General features: G+C 62.2%; 18 protein-coding genes and 1 pseudogene. 8 read left to right on the forward strand and 11 right to left on the reverse strand.

Annotated features, from left to right (window positions below; all coding sequences use genetic code 11):
• Positions 1-237: 237 nt before the first annotated feature.
• Positions 238-1,776, forward strand: coding sequence for a peroxidase family protein (locus ACZ1G7_RS10810; protein ID WP_472659416.1), 1,539 nt, complete (start codon positions 238-240; stop codon positions 1,774-1,776).
• 50 nt (positions 1,777-1,826) lie between these two features.
• Here ACZ1G7_RS10810 and ACZ1G7_RS10815 read toward each other — a convergent pair whose 3' ends face one another.
• The 6 genes from ACZ1G7_RS10815 to ACZ1G7_RS10840 all read right to left on the reverse strand — a co-directional run bounded on the left by ACZ1G7_RS10815 (position 1,827) and on the right by ACZ1G7_RS10840 (position 6,060).
• Positions 1,827-2,423: a hypothetical protein gene (locus ACZ1G7_RS10815; protein ID WP_472659417.1), complete on the reverse strand. Its 597-nt coding sequence runs from the start codon at positions 2,421-2,423 to the stop codon at positions 1,827-1,829.
• Between the two features lie 10 nt (positions 2,424-2,433).
• A complete protein-coding gene (locus ACZ1G7_RS10820) occupies positions 2,434-2,568 on the reverse strand; it encodes an aa3-type cytochrome c oxidase subunit IV (protein ID WP_472659418.1) in 135 nt (44 codons plus the stop codon).
• Between the two features lie 74 nt (positions 2,569-2,642).
• Positions 2,643-3,101 (reverse strand): DUF6173 family protein, encoded by a 459-nt coding sequence (locus tag ACZ1G7_RS10825; protein ID WP_472659419.1) that lies wholly within the window; start codon positions 3,099-3,101, stop codon positions 2,643-2,645.
• A gap of 4 nt (positions 3,102-3,105) precedes the next feature.
• Complete coding sequence (locus ACZ1G7_RS10830) at positions 3,106-4,137, reverse strand: MBL fold metallo-hydrolase (protein ID WP_472659420.1); 1,032 nt, start codon at positions 4,135-4,137, stop codon at positions 3,106-3,108.
• Complete coding sequence (locus ACZ1G7_RS10835; RefSeq protein ID WP_472659421.1) at positions 4,130-4,357, reverse strand: hypothetical protein; 228 nt, start codon at positions 4,355-4,357, stop codon at positions 4,130-4,132. The genes ACZ1G7_RS10830 and ACZ1G7_RS10835 overlap by 8 nt, the downstream gene beginning before the upstream one ends.
• Entirely contained in the window at positions 4,354-6,060 is a 1,707-nt protein-coding gene (locus ACZ1G7_RS10840; RefSeq protein ID WP_472659422.1) for an acyl-CoA dehydrogenase, read from the reverse strand. The genes ACZ1G7_RS10835 and ACZ1G7_RS10840 overlap by 4 nt, the downstream gene beginning before the upstream one ends.
• 147 nt (positions 6,061-6,207) lie before the next feature.
• Between ACZ1G7_RS10840 and ACZ1G7_RS10845 the strand changes: the two genes are divergently transcribed.
• Positions 6,208-7,161, forward strand: coding sequence for an L-threonylcarbamoyladenylate synthase (locus tag ACZ1G7_RS10845; protein WP_472659423.1), 954 nt, complete (start codon positions 6,208-6,210; stop codon positions 7,159-7,161).
• Positions 7,162-7,168: 7 nt separating this feature from the next.
• On the opposite strand, the gene ACZ1G7_RS10850 is transcribed toward ACZ1G7_RS10845, so the two are convergent.
• The gene (locus ACZ1G7_RS10850) at positions 7,169-7,744 is read right to left on the reverse strand and encodes a YqgE/AlgH family protein (RefSeq protein WP_472659424.1); all 576 of its coding nucleotides are present in this window, start codon (positions 7,742-7,744) and stop codon (positions 7,169-7,171) included.
• Positions 7,745-7,878: 134 nt separating this feature from the next.
• Between ACZ1G7_RS10850 and ACZ1G7_RS10855 the strand changes: the two genes are divergently transcribed.
• Positions 7,879-8,685, forward strand: coding sequence for a protein-disulfide reductase DsbD domain-containing protein (locus ACZ1G7_RS10855; RefSeq protein WP_472659425.1), 807 nt, complete (start codon positions 7,879-7,881; stop codon positions 8,683-8,685).
• Here ACZ1G7_RS10855 and ACZ1G7_RS10860 read toward each other — a convergent pair.
• The 4 genes and pseudogenes from ACZ1G7_RS10860 to ACZ1G7_RS10875 form a co-directional block, all read right to left on the reverse strand.
• Positions 8,682-12,070 (reverse strand): annotated as a pseudogene (locus tag ACZ1G7_RS10860) (efflux RND transporter permease subunit). The gene ACZ1G7_RS10855 and the pseudogene ACZ1G7_RS10860 sit on opposite strands and share 4 nt — an antisense overlap.
• Before the next feature lie 3 nt (positions 12,071-12,073).
• Positions 12,074-13,531: an efflux RND transporter periplasmic adaptor subunit gene (locus tag ACZ1G7_RS10865; RefSeq protein WP_472659426.1), complete on the reverse strand. Its 1,458-nt coding sequence runs from the start codon at positions 13,529-13,531 to the stop codon at positions 12,074-12,076.
• An 88-nt stretch (positions 13,532-13,619) separates the two neighbouring features.
• On the reverse strand, positions 13,620-14,150 hold the full coding sequence (gene moaB / locus ACZ1G7_RS10870; protein WP_472659427.1) for a molybdenum cofactor biosynthesis protein B: 531 nt from the start codon (positions 14,148-14,150) through the stop codon (positions 13,620-13,622).
• Positions 14,147-14,917 (reverse strand): uracil-DNA glycosylase, encoded by a 771-nt coding sequence (locus tag ACZ1G7_RS10875; RefSeq protein ID WP_472659428.1) that lies wholly within the window; start codon positions 14,915-14,917, stop codon positions 14,147-14,149. Before ACZ1G7_RS10875 ends, moaB begins: the two co-directional genes overlap by 4 nt.
• 199 nt (positions 14,918-15,116) lie before the next feature.
• On the opposite strand from ACZ1G7_RS10875, the gene ACZ1G7_RS10880 reads away from it, so the two are divergent.
• The 5 genes from ACZ1G7_RS10880 to plsY all read left to right on the forward strand — a co-directional run bounded on the left by ACZ1G7_RS10880 (position 15,117) and on the right by plsY (position 19,269).
• Positions 15,117-16,067, forward strand: coding sequence for an aspartate carbamoyltransferase catalytic subunit (locus tag ACZ1G7_RS10880; RefSeq protein WP_472663716.1), 951 nt, complete (start codon positions 15,117-15,119; stop codon positions 16,065-16,067).
• Positions 16,068-16,176: 109 nt separating this feature from the next.
• A complete protein-coding gene (locus ACZ1G7_RS10885) occupies positions 16,177-16,707 on the forward strand; it encodes a hypothetical protein (protein WP_472659429.1) in 531 nt (176 codons plus the stop codon).
• Positions 16,708-16,726: 19 nt separating this feature from the next.
• On the forward strand, positions 16,727-18,016 hold the full coding sequence (gene pyrC, locus ACZ1G7_RS10890; RefSeq protein WP_472659430.1) for a dihydroorotase: 1,290 nt from the start codon (positions 16,727-16,729) through the stop codon (positions 18,014-18,016).
• 15 nt (positions 18,017-18,031) lie between these two features.
• Positions 18,032-18,658: a hypothetical protein gene (locus ACZ1G7_RS10895; RefSeq protein ID WP_472659431.1), complete on the forward strand. Its 627-nt coding sequence runs from the start codon at positions 18,032-18,034 to the stop codon at positions 18,656-18,658.
• Positions 18,658-19,269: a glycerol-3-phosphate 1-O-acyltransferase PlsY gene (gene plsY, locus ACZ1G7_RS10900; RefSeq protein WP_472663717.1), complete on the forward strand. Its 612-nt coding sequence runs from the start codon at positions 18,658-18,660 to the stop codon at positions 19,267-19,269. The genes ACZ1G7_RS10895 and plsY overlap by 1 nt, the downstream gene beginning before the upstream one ends.
• The last annotated feature ends 53 nt before the right edge of the window (positions 19,270-19,322 follow it).

Genomic DNA, 19,322 nt, shown 5'->3' on the forward strand with positions numbered 1-19,322 from the left:
CGCGGAGCCTAGCATGGTTTTGCGCCCGATGGTGGCAAATTACGTGCTTCGATTAAACGTAAGGCTTGCTGTCTTTTCGCAGCCTGTCTTTTCTGCTATATTTTTAAGCATTGTTTTGAAGAAAGACGCCCGAAATTTTGTCGGGCTGAGATGTCCAAATTTTAGACTACCCAACGGTCACTCTTTTCTCAGAGCGATACGACTATTTGTTTTTAAAGCCTATTTTAGGAGTCATTTATGAGCGTTTCTTCATATAACCACGCCCTATCCAACCTTCCGCGATCGAAGCAATATAAGGGCCCGTTTGGCCGTCTGTTTCGGGAGCTGCCGCCCTGGACCTCCCCCGCTGCCAATGACATGGACGCGGTTCAGGCGCTGAAGGATTTTGCAACCAACGCCATGAGCGAGACCGACGGCACCGCCAATCTCGACAATGCCAATCTGCCTGCGGGCTACACCTATTTCGGGCAGTTCGTGGATCATGACATCACGTTTGACCCGACCTCATCCTTGATGCGGGCGAGCGACCCGGAGAAGCTGGAGAATTTCCGCACCCCACGGCTGGATCTGGACTGCCTTTACGGCGAAGGCCCTTCGGACGAGCCGTTCATGTATGACGCCAACCAAGGCGGCTGCTTCCTGTTGGGCACGGTGCAAAAGGATCTGGCGGGCAACGACATTGCTGGGTCCAACGAGCCGGACCTGCTGCGCAACCGGCAGGGGCGCGCCATCATCGGCGACATGCGCAACGACGAGAATGTCATCGTGTCGCAATTTCAGCTGGCGATGTTGCGGCTGCACAACCGGGTGATGCGGCAGGTGATGGGCGTTGACCCCGACGACACCGCAGCCACCTTCGGGTTTGACGGCGACAAGTTCCGCGAGGCGCAGCGCAAGGTGCGGTGGTTCTACCAATACGTGGTGTGGAACGACTTTGTGAAACGCATGGTCAGCAACACCATCTGGGCGCGCGTGCTGGACAAGACCGACAACCACAGCTTCAACGGCACCGTCTACAACTGGAAAGAGCAGCCGTTCATGCCGGTGGAGTTTTCCGTGGCGGCCTACCGGTTTGGGCATTCGCTGATCCGCCCGGGCTACCAGGTGAACCTGAATGACGACGTGGGGCTGGGCTTTGGCACCGACAAGGAGCTGCCGATTTTCGACCCCAATGGCGCGGGCGGGCATGACTTGAAGGGCTTCCGGTTCTTCCCGCACCGCCACACCGTGCAGTGGGACTGGTTCTTCGACATCAACTCGGGCGGGCCGTTCCCGCAGCCGGCGCGACGCATTGACGTGAAGCTGTCCTCTGCGGTGTTTGCGCTGGATGAGGGGCCGAACCCGCATCCCAACATGCTGGCGTTCTTGAACCTGCTGCGGTCGATGCGGCTGGCGCTGCCGAGCGGCACGGATGTGGCGCACCGGATGGGGCTGACCCCGCACGCGATTGGCGACCCGCATGAGGACATCTTGTGGCACTACATCCTGAAGGAGGCGCAGACCCTTCCCGCCGCCAATGCCGGGCGCATGCTGGGCCAGGTGGGCGGCACGATTGTGGCGGAGGTGTTTGGCGGGCTGCTGGACGGCGACCCGATGTCCTATGTGCGCAACATGCCGGACTGGACCCCCGACAGCGACGCCGATCTGATGGCGCTGCTGGACGCGGGCGCACCGGTCAATGGCGGCGACTGGGAGGTGGGCGACCTGATCCGCGCGTCGGGCGCGCCGATCAACGACACCGATGTGGCCAACACCATCGCCACTGGGCGCAACTAACGACACGAATGCGCTGCCGCCGGGACGGTTAGGCCCCGGCGGCAGCGTCATTAGGTTTTGGGGGGCAGGAGCGATGCGTTGTCATCTGCGTCAGTGTCGCGGAGACGTTGGGTTGTGACCCCGGGCAATGCGCCAAAGGCCGTCATCAGCTTCTTGGGTGAATAGCCTGACGGCATGGCTTCGAACCCTGGCAGCTGACGCAGAATTTTACCGGTCGACACAGCGCATTGCGTTTTAGGCACCGCGCCGTAGCTGGCGGCCAGTTGCAGTGCGCGGGCGGAGATCTGCGGGGAGACCTGCAAGCGGTGCACCACCGTATCGAAGCTTTGGCGGGTGTGATAGTCGAGATAGGTCTGCATCATGGCGTCGGTGATGCCGTAATGCAGATCATTGCGTTCAGGCGCATCCGGGTTCCACCATGTGCCCGCCGGATCCCAGATCACCGATTGCGGCCCATTAATCAGCAGGGCGCTATGCGCACCGGCGCCAGATCTGTTGTTGAGTACGGTGATGAGGTTAAGCGTGGCCGGTCCCGGCATTCGGGTCGCCACGCGGTCAATTTCGTGCTGTTCGGACCAGATAGGTTCGGCGCCGCAAGCGGCCAGCCCTGTCAGAAGCGTCAGGGCAAGGCAGATACGGCGAAGCATCGCGCGGCGATTAGCCGTTGATCATCGCCAGCAGCACCAGAAAGACCAAAATGCCGATCACAGTGTAGGTGGTGAATTTGACGAAGCCGTCAAATGTCTTTTCCTGAGCTTTGATGTCCATGGAGCCGTGCTCATGTTCAGCCATGTTGGCCTCCCGTCTGAAGTGTTGAGGGTGATTTAGCGGATTCTTTTTGCAGTGTCACGCAGACTTGGTACGAATTATTCCTCCTCCAACGCCTTTGCGAGACGGAAGCCAATCCGATTGGGCTCCGGCTGGTCGATATGTTTGGGCAAAGCCCTTAACAAAACGTTTAGCTGGCTGACATGTTGAATTTGCTGGGTTTTTGCGCCTGACGGGTCACTTCCATAAAAGGTCAGGATGTCGGGGGCGTAAAATCCCATGCCTTCGATGCGCATGACGCCCGCCTCACCGCCGGTGAAGCCCATTGCGACTTCATGATCGCTGTCGAGCTGTTCTTCAAAGTTTTTGATATAGAGCACGAGGCGGATATAGGCCCATTCGGCGGGGCTTTTGTTTTCAAGATTGGTGGCAGCGACGGCTTCAGGCAGCGCATCTTGTTCGGGTGATTTCGCGCCCTCGGCGGTATGGACAACGCGGGCCTTGGGCAGCGCCGCGCCTTCGATTGCCTCGGCGGTTGTCTTGATATCTTTGCCCATGGGTTCAGCCTTTTGTCTGGTAGAGGTAGGCCCCATCCTCGCGCATGGAGCGGGTTACTTGTCCAGACAAATAGAGGTGATGGCAATGGGCCATAGCCTCCACCAGCGCCAAACCGTATTCGCCGCCGCGTATTTCGCGTTTGAAAAGCGTGACGAAACACTCGTGCGCGCTGTGGGGCGTTCTGAGGAAGTCGATGAGGCGATCAAGCGCGCCGTGGTGATTGTCGATCAGTTGGCGCAGGCGCAACGGAAGGCCTGTGAAAGGCAGCTTGTGGCCCGGTAGAACCAGTTGATCCGGCGTGGCATGGTGGCTGAGCCGTTCGCAGGCCTCCAACCAGTCTTGTACCGGGTCAGCTTCAGGTTCAGTCGGGTAGAGGCCCAGATTGGGGGAGATGGAGGGCAGCAGCTGGTCGCCACCAAGGACGATGCCATCATCGGACCAAAGCGTGGCATGTTCGGGCGCGTGGCCGTTGCCGATGCGGATATCCCAAACGCGGGAGCCGAGGCGCAGCTGGTCGCCTTCTTTGATGCGGGTGTAGCCCTGCGGCAGGGCGGCGACGCAATCAGCGAAATTGAAGGGGCGTTCTTTTTTGCGCGCCTCAAGGATATCCGGTTCCATGCCGCCGCGTGTGTAGAAAGTAATGGCCTCGGGCGAGGGGACGGGTTGTTCATCAAAGCGCAGCATCCGCGCCAGGAGCCACGCCGTTCGCGTGGTGATCAGTTGCGTATTATGTTCGGTCTGAAACCAGCCAGCCATGCCAATATGATCGGGATGGTGATGGGTCACGACCATCTTTTTGACAGGCTTGCCTTGCAAAGGGCCCGCCATCAGCTTTTGCCAAATCGCCACCCCGCGTTTGGAATAAAACCCAGTGTCGATTAGGGCCCAGCCGTCACCATCCTCGATGGCGTATATATTGACGTGATCGAGCTTCATCGGCAGCGGCAGGCGCATCCACAGGATGCCTTTTGCCACCTCGACGGCCGCCCCTTCGGGTGGGATATCCTCGAACGGGTAGATCAGACTTTCAGGCATTTCGGGGATGCGACTTGGCAAGACGTTCGTTTCCGCGTCGGTAATTCCCCGTAAGTCGCGCCATTAATTCTTGCTGGTCGTCGGTATCCATTGCTTCGACATCCGACAAAAAATCATGCGCGGCATCGCCACGCAACATCGTCGCTGGACGGCCATTATGGGTGATCTGAACAGCGCCCCCTTTGCGAGTTGACCAGTCGAATCCACTTGGTTTGTTCATGCGACGAGATCTTCCACGCTCAGCTGATAGAGATCATCCGCGCCGCAGCGCACGTGATCGGCCAAACCGCGATGTTCGGGCAAGAGGCGTTGGACATAGACGCGCGCCAGCTTGGCCCGGGTGCTTCCGGCGCCCATCGCGTGCCCAGCGCAGAGGTGGTATTTCCCGCCCAGCACCCGCGCAAAGAGCCGCAGATACGCGACAGACCCGGCCATGCGGTCGGTCATGTCCTGCGCAACCAGCCATTCGGTGGTTTCGCGCAGGGTTTCCGCTGCGTCGAACAACGCCTCAGACGCGTAGGGCGCGATTGTTTTGCAATCCTCGGCTTGCGCCTCGATCTCGTCTATCAGGGCGTAGGCCGCCTCCCCGCCATCCATCATTTTGCGGGCCACGAGGTCTGCGGCCTGAATGCCATTGGTGCCCTCATAGATCGCAGTGACTCGCACATCGCGCAGGTATTGCGCGGCGCCAGTTTCCTCGATGAAGCCCATGCCGCCATGGACCTGAATGCCCTGCTGCGACACGTTGATGCCGACATCGGTGCCAAAGGCCTTGGCGATGGGGGTTAGCAGCGCCGCGCGGGCCTTCCACGCGGCGTCGCCGGTGGCATTGGCCATGTCGATGGCGAGCGCGCAATCGGCGGAAATGGCGCGGGCGGCGAAGATATCGGCCTTCATTTCGGCCAGCATGCGGCGCACATCGGCGTGGCCGATGATGGTTTCGCCTTGGACAGTTTTGCCCTGCTTGCGGTCCATCGCGTAGCCAAGCGCGTGCTGATAGGCGGCCTCCGCCACGGCGATGCCCTGCCCGCCGACGCCCAGCCGCGCGTTGTTCATCATGGTGAACATGGCGGCCATGCCCTTGTTTTCCTCGCCGATCAGCCAGCCTTGCGCGCCGTCATATTGCATAACGGCGGTCGGCGATCCGTGTAGCCCCATCTTATGTTCCAGCGACACGACTTTCAGGCTGTTGGCCACGCCGGGCTTGCCGTTTTCATCGGGGATCAGCTTGGGCACCATGAAGAGCGAGATGCCCCGCGTGCCGGGGGCCGCGTCGGGCAGCCGGGCGAGCACCAGATGGCAGACATTTTCGGTGAAGTCGTTGTCGCCCCAGCTGATGTAGATTTTCTGGCCCGTGACGGCGTAGGTGCCGTCGCCATTGGGTTCGGCTTTTGTGCGCAGCGCGCCGACATCGGAACCGGCCTGCGGCTCCGTCAGGTTCATCGTGCCGGACCACGCCCCGGAGATCAGGTTGGGCAGGTAGAGCGCCTTGATTTCGTCGGAGGCGTGGTGCTCCAACGCCTCGATCTGGCCTTGGGACATCAGCGGGTTGAGCTGCAGAGACAGGCAGGCGCCGCCCATCATTTCATTGACCGCGTTGACCAGCGACTGGGGCAGGCCCATGCCGCCATATTCGGGGTCCGCGGCCATGCCGACCCAGCCGCCATCGGCGATTGCGGCGTAGCCGTCGCCAAAGCCGGGGCTGGTGCGCACGACGCCGTTTTCCAGCTTGGCCGGGTGCAGGTCGCCTGCGCGGTTGAGCGGGGCCAGGACCTCGTTGGACATTTTGGCGGCCTCGTCGAGGATCGCGGAGGTCACATCGGGGGTGGCCTCAGAGAAGCGGTCCGTCGCGCTGAGCCGCTGGAAGCCTACGACATGGTCAAAGAGAAATTGGTACTCGTTGGCAGGGGCGCGAAAAGGCATGTCAGTCTCCATGAGGTCCGGGCCTTGGGGGCTCGGGCGCTTTGCAGTGGCGGCCGGGATCGGCTAAAGGCTTCAAAATCTAGGCAAAGAGTGCCGCGTGCGCCGGTATGCATCAAGACCGACGCAGCGTCATAACGGGGAAAACAGGTGAGCGACAGGGTGACGCAGAGGCTGACGGAAGCGGATTTGGACGCTGCGGCGGCGCTGCTGCGCGCGGGCGAATGCGTGGCCTTCCCGACAGAGACGGTCTACGGGCTGGGCGCGGATGCGACAAACGACCAAGCGGTTGCGGGGATATTTGAGGCCAAAGCGCGGCCCAGTTTCAACCCGCTTATTGTGCATTTGGCGGATGCATCGCTGGCAGAGGGGCTGGTCGAGATGACGCCCGACGCACGCGCTTTGGCGGCGGCTTTTTGGCCCGGGCCGATGTCGCTGGTTCTGCCATTGCGCGCCAATAACGGATTGTCGCCGCTGGTCACTGCAGGGCTTGATACGGTCGCTTTGCGGGTCCCGGCCCACCCAGTGGCACGCGCCTTGCTGCGCGCGGTGGGGCGCCCGGTTGCGGCGCCATCGGCAAATCCATCGGGCAAAATCAGCCCGACCACAGCGGCGCATGTTTTGGAGGGCTTGTCGGGCCGGATTGCGGCCGTATTGGATGGCGGCCCCTGCAAGGTTGGGTTGGAATCAAGTATTTTTGGCAGCGATCCTATTGCGTTGCTCCGCCCGGGCGGCGTGAGCGCTGAGGCGGCTTCTCGCGTGCTGGGATATGACGTCGCGGCGTCTGCGATCACGACCGATGCGCCAAGCGCGCCGGGGCAACTGAGTTCCCATTACGCGCCGGAGGTTGGCGTGATCTTGGACGTCTCGGAAGCCGGGGAGGCCCCGCATCTTGGGTTTGGGACCGGGGACGCCGTTTTAAATCTGTCGGCGAGCGGCGACCTTGTGCAGGCGGCGGCGAACCTGTTCGCGATGTTGCGGGAGATGGATCATTTGGCCGTTTCAGGCGGGTTTGACCATTTTACAGTGGCCCCAATACCGGGCCAGGGTTTGGGCTACGCAATTCGTGATCGGCTAGGGCGCGCGGCAGCGCCGAGAGGCTAGGGAGGGGTTAAGCCCGCCCGCCCTCAGCACTCAGCAAAAGCGGGTTAATCCCCATATCTTCAAGCGCGTCTTGCCATTTGCGAGAATCGTTGCGGCCAAAGACCAGACCTTGCGTGGCATCCCCGATAAGCCAGCCGTTTTGGGCGATTTCGCCCTCCAGCTGGCCCGGACCCCAGCCTGCGTAGCCCATGGCCAGAAGCGCCTGATCAGGACCGCTGCCCATCGCGATATCTTCGAGGATATCCAGCGTTGCGGTCATCGCGAAGCCGTCATCGACGCGCAGGGTGCTGTCGGTCTCGCCGTAATCGGCGGTGTGCAGGACGAAGCCACGGCCAAATTCGACCGGACCGCCCATATGCACCCGGATGGACCGCGCGCCGGGCGGGCTTTCGATTTCCAGTTGCTTGAGCAGGTCCTTGAATTTCAGGTCCTCGGCAGGCTTGTTGACGATCAGCCCCATCGCCCCCTTGTCAGAATGCGAACAGATGAAAACGACGCTATGGGCGAAGCGCAAATCGCCCATCGAGGGCATCGCGATCAGCAGTTTACCGTTAAGGTCGAAGGATTCGGATGTATCAGCCATACCCCTAGGCTGTGGCCTGCGACGGCAAGGTTCAAGGGGGAAGACTGCCGCACCTGTTGCGTTAAGCGCATTGTAGCAAAGTCTCGCTTAGACGTGATTTCCCGTGTGAACCCCTGTTTAATAGGGTGCCTCAGATGTTTCGAGCGAGTCTGCATACCGCCCTTATGGCCCTGACGCTGCTTTACGCCGCGAGCTTGCCCGCGCGCGCGCAGGAGGTGAACGCCATCAGCAGCGTGATCAAAGTGAGCTTCCTGCATGGCTGGCGGCATGAGGACGGGGCGCATTACGGCGCGCTAAAACTTGAGCTGGCGCCGGGTTGGAAGACCTATTGGCGCGCGCCCGGGGATGGCGGCTTGCCGACATTGATGTCGTGGGACGGGTCGCAAAACCTTGCGGAGGCGCATATTTTATGGCCGCGCCCGCGCGTGTACCGCGACAATGGCGTGCGTTCGCTTGGTTATGCGGGCGATGTCGTGCTGCCAATCCTGTTTCACCCCGCCCAGGACGCCCCGATAAAGGCTGATCTGCGGTTGCGACTGGGTGTGTGCAAAGAGGTGTGCCTGCCGGTCGACATGCGCGTGAGCGCGACCCTGACCGCTGGCGCCACACAAGCCGTAGAGCCGATCCGGCTGGCCTTGGCGCAGCGCCCCGCGCCGCTGGATGCGCCTTTGAGCTGCCGTTTGACGCGCAAGGATGGTGAATATTTCCTGTCGCTCAGCGCTGATATCCCCGTTTTGGAAGGGCGCAGCGAAGCATCGGTCGTAGAGCTGGATGACCCCGCGATCTGGATCAGCGAGCCGGTTTTCGCCCGCGACGGCGACCGGGTCAGCGCCAAAGTGCGGCTTTTGCCACAAGCGGTGAGCAGCGAGATTGATCTGACGACATTGCGCTTTACCCTGCTGACCACCACCGATGCGGTTGAGCTGCGCGGCTGCGGCTAGGCCTGTTTGCGCTGCAAAGCGTGCGCCATGGCGGCAGCGGCCCAGACCGCAACCAACAGCGCCGCGCTGAGCCCTAAAAACAGCACAACCCCACCCAAAACCGGCGGCATGGATGCGACTGCCGCCCCGAAGATCGGCAGCGGCGCGCCTTGCCAGAACGCGACGCCGACCGTGGCCGCAAAGACGCCTGCCAATGCCAACATCTGTGCCGCCGTCAGCAACCGCAGCTTTGGCGCACCGTGGCGGCGCAGGGCGCGGCGCAGCGCGCGTCTTTGGCGGGAGATGTCTTCCTGAATGGCCATCAGCGAGGGCACCACGATCATGATCAGGAAGAACCCAAAGCCCAGCCCGTAGCACAGCGTGATGACAGTGGGTTTGAGAAATTGCGCCTGCGCCGAGCTTTCAAACAGCAGCGGCGCGAGGCCCAAAACCGTTGTGAGCGTGGTCAGCATCACCGGGCGCAGCCGGTCCGCCGCACCGTCGATGATGGCCGGGATCATGCCACGATCCTCGGCATATTCGTCGATTGTCGAGACCAACACGATGGAATCGTTGATGATGATCCCGGTCATGCCGATGAGCCCGACCACCGTGAACATCGACAGCGGCACGTCCCAGGCGAAATGGCCGTAGATGGTGCCGATCAGCCCGAAGGGGATGATCGCCATGATCACGATTGGTCGACTGAAACTGGCGAAGACCCAGGCGAGCGCCAGATAGATGCCCAGCAGGCACAGCACGAAACCGGTGAACGCCTCGTTTAGGAACCGGTTTTCCTGCTCGGCCAGGCCTGACAGCTGGAAGGCGACGCCGAAATCCTGCTCTAGCGCGGGCAAGAGCTGGGTATTTATGATCTCTGTCAGCTCGGCGGCGCGGGCGGGGTCGTCTTCGGATATCTCACCAGTGACGGAGATCAGCTGCACCCCGTCGACGCGGCGCACGGTGGAAAAGCCCACGCGATTTGTGACGCTGACGATGTCTTCGAGCGGCACGTAGGCGCCGGCGGGCGCGCGCATATAGGTGCGTTCCAGAAAGTCGGCCTGCAGCTCACCGGCGGGCAGTTCGACGCGAATGGTGGCGGACCGGGGGCCGTCGGGGTAGCTGGCGGCCTCGATCCCGTTCAGGCGGTTGCGCAGCACCCGGCCCAGCCCGTCGATGGTGAAGCCCAAGGCCTGACCTTGCGGCGTCAGATCGAGAATGAGTTCTTCCTTATCATAGGCGAGGCTGTCCTCGACGGCGGAGATTTCGGGGTATTGGGCGAGTTGGGTTTTGAAGGCCTCAGCCGCGTCTTTCAGCGTTTGCGCGTCCGCACCGAAGAGCTGCACATCGAGCGAGTCGCCCCCGGGGCCGGAGCGCCAGCGGCGGAAGCTGATTTCCTCAACCATCGGGTGGCGGCGGACGGCGTCTTGCAGCTCCCCCACGAATTGAAACGAAGAGTAGGGGCGCAGATCGGCGTCGATCAATTCAATCGAGACGGAGCCTAGTTGATCGGCGTCCTTGCTGTCCTGACCCGATAGGCCGCGACCGGATGTGCCGCCGATTTCGGCCAGCACATAGACCAGCGGGCTGGTGCCGTAGCGTTCGACGTAATCCGCAGCGACCTGATCGGTGGCACGCTGCATTTCCTGCATCATCTCCAGCGTGTCGGCCCGCGTGGCGCCGGGCAGCATGGAGAAATTGCCGGAAACCGAGCCGCGTTCGGGCGCGTTGAAGAACCGCCACGTCACGTCGCCCTTGATGAACAGCGCCGCCTGGCTGGCAAGCGCCACGAAGGCGAGCGCGAAGACCGGGTAGCGCGCCCAGATCACGAAGCGCATGGCCGGGCGGAACGCCTTTTCGCGCACCCAGTTGAAGCCTTTGGTGACGGTGCGCGAGGGCCAATCGTACCAATATTCCTTGGCGGAGGCTTTGAGCGCATGGCTCATATGGTTGGGCAAGATCAGGAAGCATTCAACCAGCGAGGCGATCAGCACCACGATAACGGTAAAGGGGATATCGGCGATCAGGTTGCCGAACCGGCCACCGATTGCGACCAGTCCGAAAAAGGCGATGACGGTGGTGATAGTCGCCGAAAACACGGGTGCGGCCATGCGGCGCGCGGCGTTCTCGGCCGCGGTGACGGGGTCTTCGCCCAGCGACTTGTTGCGGAAATCAGCGTGCTCGCCCACGACGATGGCGTCATCAACGACGATGCCCAGCGTGATGATCAGCGCAAAAAGCGAGATCATGTTGATCGTCAGCCCCGCGATATACATCAACGCGATTGCGCCCAGCATGGCGACGGGGACCCCTGCGGCGACCCAAAACGCGGTGCGGGCGTTGAGAAACAGGAACAGCAGCAACACGACGAGGCCAAGCCCGATCAGACCGTTATCGACGAGGATGTCGAGCCTGCCAGTGATGGCCTCCGACCGGGTGCGGATCAGATCGATTGAGGTGCCTTCCGGCAAGGTTGCGGCCAGTTCATCGGCGACGCGTTGCACGCTGGCCTGCATGCCGATTGCGTCGCCCTGCCCGCTGCGGTCGACCCGGATTGAGATGGCGGGATTGTCGCCCCGGAAATAAGCGCGGTTGCGGTCGGGGCCTTCAACAATGACACGCGCCACGTCGCCAACGGTCAATTGCGAGCCGTCCTCGTTGGAGCGCAAGACGATGTTGCCGATTTCGACCGCATCGCGCTTTGCGACACCGGTGCGCACCCGCGCGCCGCCGCTTGCGACGTCACCGGCGGGGTCTGTTGAGGCCTCCCCCGGATGGCAGTCGCGATCTCTGCCATGGTGACGTCATGCTGGATCAGGGCCTGCGAGGGAACTTCTACGATGGTTTGCGGGGCCGCGATGCCGCGAATGGTGGTTCGGGTGACGCCCGCCGCGAACAGGCGCGTGACAAATTCGTCCGAGAAGCGCCCAAGCTGCGCCACATCGACGGGGCCTGTGATCACCACATCGGTGACACGGTCACGCCACGCGGCGCGGCGCACCTCTGGCTCTTCTGCGTCTTCGGGCAGATCGGTGACGGCATCGACGGCGCTTTGCACCTCATCTGAGGCGCGGCCCATGTCCCAGCCGGGTTCAAAATCGAGCGAAATATTGGCGCGGCCTTCGCGCGACGAGGCTTCGGAGCTTTCGACGCCTTCAACCGCCAAGAGCGCGGGTTGCAGCAATTGCACGATAGCGCGGTCTACGTCTTCAGCGCCCGCGCCGTCCCAGCTTACGTTGATATTGACGCTGTCGACGATGACATCAGGGAAGAATTGCGTCCGCATGTTCGGCACGGCGGCGACGCCCAATGCCAGCAGGATCACGAGGAGCAGGTTTGCCGCCGTCCGGTGCCGGGTGAAGTAAGACAGCGCGCCGCCTGCCCCGGATTTGATCCGCGCGCGCATGGCTTAGCTGCCCATCCGGGATTCGAGCCGTTCGACCATGCGTGCAGGCACTTTGGCCTCCTGCAACTGGCCGAGCATGCGAGTTTTGACCTCGTCGGGGATGCGGGAATTGGCCTCGACAAAGGCGATGATCCGGGCGCGGCGCGCGTCGTCGAGCTCGACCAGCTCAGGCTCCGCCGGGGCGGCGCCACCCGCGTCCCGGATCGGTTTGATCTTGATACCCACGCCCAAATTTTGGCTGCGTTCTTGCACCGCTTCACGCCCGGCGAGGCCGCGCGCGCGGATGATGACCGCATCGCCTTGGCGGCGCAGCAGGTCAACCGGGGCTTCCTCTAGCCGGTCTTGATCGCCCAGAACCAAGATCGTGCCATTGGCGGCCACGGCGGCGGAGGGCAGACGCACCACACGCCGCAAGCTGGGTTCTTGCACAAGCACGGTGACGAAATCGCCGGGGCGCAGGCCGCTGGCGCTGTCGACTTCGGCAAATAACAGGCGCCCGATTGTGCCCTCAGACACGGCGGCGCTTTCGCGGGTGAGCTGGCCGGTAGTGACCAGATCGGCGCCAAGCACTTCGAGGCGGATTTCAACAGGGGTTTGGGTCAGCCGGCCCGCTTCATCAATCAGGCGCGCGTGTTGCGAGGTGGAGACGCGGAATGCGACCTCCAAAGCGTCCGGGTCAACGAGCTGGGCGAGGCGTTCGTTGTTGGCCACAAGCCCGCCCGCCGTGACCGCAACGTCGGAAAGGCGCCCGTCGAATTTGGCGAAAATTTCTGTTTCGGCGAGCTTGCGTTCGGCGTCACGCAGGGCGATTTCGCGGCGGGTGATCAGGGTTTTGGTCTGTTCCAAACGCGCTTCGGCGGTTTGCAGGGCCTGCCTGCGCGACAGGACCGATTGGCGGGCGGTTGAGGCGGAAAGCTCCGCCGTCTCGACAGCAGCGGTGGTGCCGACATCGCGCTGAAGCAGGTCTTTTTGGCGGTCCAGCGCGCGGGCGCGTAGGTCGACCTGGTCGAGGGCTGATTGCAGCTCATCCTTTGCCAGCAAAATGGCGCGTTCAGCTTCGATCAGATCGGCGCGGGCTTCCAGCAGGTCCGTTTCCGCCACGTCGAGTGCTGCCTGCGCGTCGGATGGGTCGATGCGGGCCAGGAATTGGCCTTCGGTGACGGTCGCGCCTTCTTCGAAATTCAGGGCCAATTCGACCACCCGACCGCCGGTGGGCGCGCGCAGATCGAGCGTGCGGCGGGACCGGATTTCGCCGAAACTGGTCAGGACGGGGGTGATTTCTGTGGGTTCGAGCGGCGCGACGGCCACGGAGAACACGCGTTCGCGCGCGGGCCGTGCGCGGTCTTCTTCGGCCCAGCTGGCCTGCAACGCGCTGTAGACCATGTCGCCCGCGAGGCTGAGCAGACCCACGGTCAGGGCCAGCAAAAACATGCCCGTAAGGCTGCGACGGAAGAAACGCATGAGGTAGGCTCCGGGTTACGACACGAGTGTATATGTAGGCCTTTGGGCGCGAGGCGTCCAATTTTCAGGGGTTAAACGCGCGAGAATGTTATTTCCGTCGCTGATTTTCGTCCAAACGGGGCATGATTTCGACGAAATTGCACGGTTTGTGACGGTAATCGAGCTGGTGGACGAGGATTTCGTCCCATGCATCCTTGCACGCGCCGGGGCTGCCGGGCAGCGCAAACAGGTACGTGCCTTGCGCCACCCCGCCCGTGGCGCGGCTTTGCACGGCGGAGGTTCCGATCTTGGCCATGGAGACATGGGTGAAGACGGTGCCGAACGCGTCGATTTCCTTCTCGTAGACATCGCGGTGCGCCTCGACGCTGACATCGCGCCCGGTCAGGCCGGTGCCGCCGGTGGACAGGACCACGTCGATGTTTTTGTCGGCGCACCATGCGCGAAGCTGCTCGGCGATCTGGGCGCGTTCATCTGGCAGGATCATACGGACGGCGAGGATGTGGCCCGCGTTTTGCAGCCGGTCCACGAGGGTGTTGCCGGATTTGTCATCAGCCTCGGTCCGCGTGTCTGAGATGGTCAGGACCGCGATGCGGATAGGGATGAAGTGGCGTTCGGTCATGGGCGCAGCCTTGCTTGCAGGTCCAGAAGGTCGGCCCATGCCTCCCGCTTGGCCATGGGTTGGCGCAACAGGTAGGCGGGGTGGCACATGGGCAGCACGGGCTTACCCCAGGCCTCTGCCCATTGGCCGCGCAGCTTGGTGATGCCTTTTTTGCCCAGCACCGCCTGACAGGGGACATTGCCCATGAGGACCAGGATTTCGGGATCAGCAAGGGCCACGTGGCGTTCAAGGAAGGGCAGCATCATCGCCATTTCATCGGGCGTGGGTTCGCGGTTATTGGGCGGGCGCCACGGCATGACATTGGTGATGTAGAGCGGGTTTTCGGCGTCGGCGCGGCCATGGTTGATGGCGGCGAACATGGCGTCCAGCAGCTGGCCCGCGCGGCCGACAAATGGCCTGCCTTCGCGGTCCTCATCGCGGCCGGGGGCCTCACCGATGATCATGACGCGGGCGGCTGGGTTGCCGTCAGAAAAGACCAGCGAGCGGGCGCCTTTTTTCAGCTCGCAGTGGTCGAACCCGGCCATGGCAGCTTTAAGCGCATCGAGATCAGCGGCGTTCTGCGCGGCGGCCCCGGCAATTGCTATCGGGTCGAGTTTGGGGGCTTGGACGATGTTTGGTTGCGCTGCGGGTTCCGGCTTTGGTTTGGGCTGTTTGGCAGGGGTCTCGTAACGGTTTATGGGCGTCTCTGAGATCGCCTCAGTCGCGCCGAGGTCGACCTGCCATTCCAAGAGCGCTTTGGCTTCCGCGTATGAAAGGGATGATTCCATTGGGATCAAACTAGGGCGCGGGTGGGATGGGGTAAATGGGTTGGTGACACAGGGCGGCGTCCGGACCTCGGGGTGGGTGCAAAGCGCCCTCCCCATGGGGGAGGTCCGGGCGCTGCCCGGCGATGCCGGGCGGATCGCTTCAACGCTTGCCCGACCCCGGCCCCGGCCCTATAACGCCGTGAATAGCGAAAGGGCAGACATGACATTCCGCGCGCAGCATTTGCTTGGGATCGAACATCTCTCCCCCGTTGAAATCACTGAAATTCTGGATTTGGCCGAACAATATGTGGCGCTGAACCGCTCCGACCGCAAACATGGTGATACCCTTGCCGGGCTGACCCAGATCAACATGTTCTTTGAGAACTCCACCCGCACGCAGGCCAGCTTTGAGATCGCGGGCAAGCGTCTTGGCGCGGATGTGATGAATATGGCGATGCAGGCCTCATCCATCAAAAAGGGCGAAACCCTGATCGACACGGCGCTAACCCTGAACGCGATGCATCCCGATCTGCTGGTCGTGCGCCACCCGCATTCGGGCGCGGTGAACCTGCTGGCGGAAAAGGTCAATTGCGCGGTGCTGAACGCGGGTGACGGCAAGCATGAACATCCGACGCAGGCGTTGCTGGATGCGCTGACAATCCGGCGCGCCAAGGGGCGTTTGCACCGTTTGAGCGTGGCGATTTGCGGCGATATCGCGCATTCCCGCGTGGCGCGGTCGAACATCTTGCTGCTGGGCAAGATGGAAAACCGGGTGCGGCTGGTAGGCCCGCCGACGCTGATGCCTTCCGAGATCGACCATTTCGGGGTCGAGGTTTTTGAGGACATGCGCGAAGGGTTGGAGGACGTGGACGTGGTGATGATGCTACGGCTGCAACGCGAGCGCATGGATGGCGGCTTTATCCCGTCAGAGCGCGAGTATTACCACCGCTACGGGCTGGATGCCGAGAAGCTGAGCCATGCCAAAGAGGACGCGATTGTGATGCATCCCGGCCCCATGAACCGGGGCGTCGAGATTGACGGCACGCTGGCCGACGACATCAACCGAAGCGTCATTCAAGAGCAGGTCGAAATGGGCGTCGCAGTGCGCATGGCTTGCATGGAGCTACTTGTGCGCGCCCGCAAAATGAAGCCGCAAGGGGTGATGGTGTGAGCGAAGAGCCCAAAGATCCGCGCATGTCGGGCAAGGTGGCGATGTACGCGTTGCTGGGGCTTGCGGCGTTTACCTATTTTTTGATCTGGTTTGGTGGGTGATGGCGGAGATGCTTAATATATTTGCGGTAAATGTGCCGCTGGAGGTGCGCCACACCTTTCTCAGCCGCGCCTCAGAAGACACGCCAAAGTTGCCCGATCTGGCCGGTTGGTTGGGACTGCGTCAGGGCGGTTTGAACACCGATGAGATTGAACTCTTTCCAACAAGCGATCTGGCCGGAATGCTCCTGTCCGACTATGTGACCAAGGCCTTTGAGCTGGAGGCAGCGCCAGAGGCGGCGCTGTGCGCCCGGATGAATGCATTGGAAGGTCATGTGCTTTTGACCCCAAGCCAGGCCCTGGCCGGCGACGTCAAAACCGGGGTGGAGCTGACATTGATTGCAAACCTGCCGATGGCTCAACCAGACCATTCCACGAGCGCTCTTACAGCTGCAGAGCCGACGTCTCCCCCGGCCCCTGAACCCGAAGCAAAGCCCGAGCCAAACAAAGAGCCGATGTCGCGCGGGCGCATGCGGATGTTGGCCATTGTGACCGCATTCATCTTGGCCGCAATCATCGTATTCGGACGAGAGTTTTTCTGATGATGAGAGGGTTTTTGTGATGCTTTTGACCAACGCCATCCTGATCGACCCGGACGAGGGAAGCGAAACGCCGGGACACCTCCTGATTGAGGACGGGCAGATTGGCGCGGTTCTTGCGCAAGAGACTGATCTAAACGACCAAAGATTTTCAGCCGTTGATCGGACAGATTGCGCGGGCAAGTACCTGGCACCGGGCATTATCGACATTGGCGTCAAGGTTTGCGAACCGGGTGAACGGCATAAGGAAAGCTTCCGCACGGCGGGGGCAGCGGCAGCGGCGGGCGGGGTCACGACCATGGTGACGCGGCCCGACACGATCCCGGTGGTCGACACGCCCGAGACGCTGGAATTTGCCAAACGGCGCGGCGCGGAGATGATGGCTGTCCGGCTGGCGCCAATGGCGTCGCTGACCAAGGAACGCGCGGGGCGCGAGATGGTCGAGATGGGTTTCTTGCAAGACGCGGGCTGCGTGGCGTTTTCGGATGGCGACCATGTGGTGCGCGACACCAAGGTGCTGAGCCGGGCGATGGTCTATGCGCGCTCCCTCGGCGCTTTGGTGATGGGGCATCCGCAGGAGCCGATTCTAAGCGACGGGGCGGCGGTGACGTCTGGCAAGTTCGCCTCATTGCGCGGGTTGCCCGCGGTATCGCCCCTGGCCGAACGGATGGGGTTGGAGCGCGACCTGGCCTTGGTGGAGGCGACGGGCGCGCGCTACCACGCGGACCAGATTTCAAGCGCCGCCGCCCTGCCCGCATTGGAGCGCGCCAAAGCGGCGGGGCTGGATGTGACGGCGGGCGTGTCGATCCACCATTTGACGCTGAATGAGCTGGATGTCGGCGACTACCGCACGTTTTTCAAAGTGAAACCGCCGCTCAGGTCTGAGGAAGACCGCGTCGCGATGGTTGAGGCTGTGGGGGCCGGGCTGATCGACATCATTTGCTCGATGCACACCCCGCAGGACGAAGAAAGCAAGCGGCTGCCGTTTGAGCAGGCGGCCTCCGGCGCGGTGGGGTTGGAGACGCTTCTGCCCGCCGCGATGCGGCTGTTTCATGCAGGGCAGTTGAGCCTGCCCGCGCTGTTTCGCGCCATGTCTTTCAATCCGGCGCAGCGGCTGGGGCTGGCTGGCGGACGTATGGAGGCCGGTGCCCCGGCGGATTTGGTGCTGTTCGACGCGAACGCGCCCTTTGTGCTTGACCGTCTGACGCTACAGTCGAAATCGAAGAACACCCCGTTTGACGGGCAGCGCATGCAGGGACGGGTTTTGATGACGTTTGTTGGCGGTGCCTGCGTTTATTCCCACGGGTCCTGACCGCCGGTGTTTGGCTTGGGGCAGAAGAAGGCGCGGACGGGGTGGCAACCCGCGATCCGCCATTTTGACCAGCTGGGCCCGGAGGCGGACGCGTTGATGGTGCATATGATTGAAACCAACGGGCTGCCGGAAGAATACTCCGGCCCATGGGCCGCGCCGTTTATGGCGGATCTGGTGTTCATGCTGCGCGACCCGGAGGGCGGCTTCGTGGCACATGACGCGGTCGGCTCACGTGGTGCGACCGCTTTGCAAGAGGCGCTGAAGGCGTTTTCTGCGGCCGGGCACAAAACACGGATGCGACCGGCAGATGGCACCCCCGCGCTGAGCATGATTGAGATCGTGGGAATGGCACAGGCGACGCCGATGATCCTGGCGATGCCGCAAGTGTTTGACGGCTTTCTCGACAGCTGCGGCGCTGATGCGCTGCTGTTGACGCATCCTTTTGAGACCCAGATTTTTGTGGCGCCTGCCGGTCTGAACGGGGTTGAAGACATGATGATTGCGACTTTGGACGGTATCGCGGCTAGCGCGTTGCGACAGTCGGACTATGTTTACTGCCTGCGCCGGGGTGGCGCGTTGCAGCCGTATTTGTTTGTCCCGGCCGGTGGAGAGCCGCAGCGTTTGACGGGGGATTTGGCATGATGCCTGAGATTGTGACCGCCCTGCCCGTTTTGGGCGTCGTGGCTGTGCTGGCCTATCTTTTGGGATCGGTCCCATTCGGTTTGGTGATCACGCGGGTGTTTGGACTGGGCGATTTGCGCGCGATCGGGTCGGGCAATATTGGGGCGACGAATGTGCTGCGGACGGGGTCGAAACCGGCCGCTTTGGCGACGTTATTGCTTGATTCAGGAAAAGGCGCGATTGCGGTTTTGGCGGCGCGGGCTTTGGTGGGCGAAGACGCGGCGCAGCTTGCGGGGTTGATGTCCTTTCTGGGCCATTTGTTCCCTGTCTGGCTGGGCTTCAAAGGCGGCAAGGGCGTGGCGACCTATCTGGGCACGTTGATCGCGCTGTCGTTTCTCGCGGGCCTTGCCGCCTGCCTAACATGGCTTGTTGTCGCCGCTCTTTTCCGCATCTCGTCGCTTGCGGCCCTGGTCGCGGCACTGCTGGTTCCGGTCTGGCTGGCGCTGTTGGGACTGCCGCAGATGATTGCATTGGCAATATGCCTGGGAGCACTGATCTGGATGCGTCACACACCGAATATCAAACGTATTCTTGCGGGCACCGAGTCACGCATTGGCAAAAAGTCGAAATAGTCCCAATTTTCGCCTTGGTCCCAGCACAAAGCTGCGTCACGTTAACCAAAGTT

This window comes from Litoreibacter sp. JB4-2 (genome assembly GCF_055693445.1).

Coding starts and splice junctions, on each gene's coding strand:
- ACZ1G7_RS10810 (WP_472659416.1), top strand. CDS start 238: ATGAGCGTTTCTTCATATAACCACGCCCTATCCAACCTTCCGCGATCG.
- ACZ1G7_RS10815 (WP_472659417.1), bottom strand. CDS start 2,423: ATGCTTCGCCGTATCTGCCTTGCCCTGACGCTTCTGACAGGGCTGGCC.
- ACZ1G7_RS10820 (WP_472659418.1), bottom strand. CDS start 2,568: ATGGCTGAACATGAGCACGGCTCCATGGACATCAAAGCTCAGGAAAAG.
- ACZ1G7_RS10825 (WP_472659419.1), bottom strand. CDS start 3,101: ATGGGCAAAGATATCAAGACAACCGCCGAGGCAATCGAAGGCGCGGCG.
- ACZ1G7_RS10830 (WP_472659420.1), bottom strand. CDS start 4,137: ATGCCTGAAAGTCTGATCTACCCGTTCGAGGATATCCCACCCGAAGGG.
- ACZ1G7_RS10835 (WP_472659421.1), bottom strand. CDS start 4,357: ATGAACAAACCAAGTGGATTCGACTGGTCAACTCGCAAAGGGGGCGCT.
- ACZ1G7_RS10840 (WP_472659422.1), bottom strand. CDS start 6,060: ATGCCTTTTCGCGCCCCTGCCAACGAGTACCAATTTCTCTTTGACCAT.
- ACZ1G7_RS10850 (WP_472659424.1), bottom strand. CDS start 7,744: ATGGCTGATACATCCGAATCCTTCGACCTTAACGGTAAACTGCTGATC.
- ACZ1G7_RS10855 (WP_472659425.1), top strand. CDS start 7,879: ATGTTTCGAGCGAGTCTGCATACCGCCCTTATGGCCCTGACGCTGCTT.
- ACZ1G7_RS10865 (WP_472659426.1), bottom strand. CDS start 13,531: ATGCGTTTCTTCCGTCGCAGCCTTACGGGCATGTTTTTGCTGGCCCTG.
- moaB (WP_472659427.1), bottom strand. CDS start 14,150: ATGACCGAACGCCACTTCATCCCTATCCGCATCGCGGTCCTGACCATC.
- ACZ1G7_RS10875 (WP_472659428.1), bottom strand. CDS start 14,917: ATGGAATCATCCCTTTCATACGCGGAAGCCAAAGCGCTCTTGGAATGG.
- ACZ1G7_RS10880 (WP_472663716.1), top strand. CDS start 15,117: ATGACATTCCGCGCGCAGCATTTGCTTGGGATCGAACATCTCTCCCCC.
- ACZ1G7_RS10885 (WP_472659429.1), top strand. CDS start 16,177: ATGCTTAATATATTTGCGGTAAATGTGCCGCTGGAGGTGCGCCACACC.
- pyrC (WP_472659430.1), top strand. CDS start 16,727: ATGCTTTTGACCAACGCCATCCTGATCGACCCGGACGAGGGAAGCGAA.
- plsY (WP_472663717.1), top strand. CDS start 18,658: ATGCCTGAGATTGTGACCGCCCTGCCCGTTTTGGGCGTCGTGGCTGTG.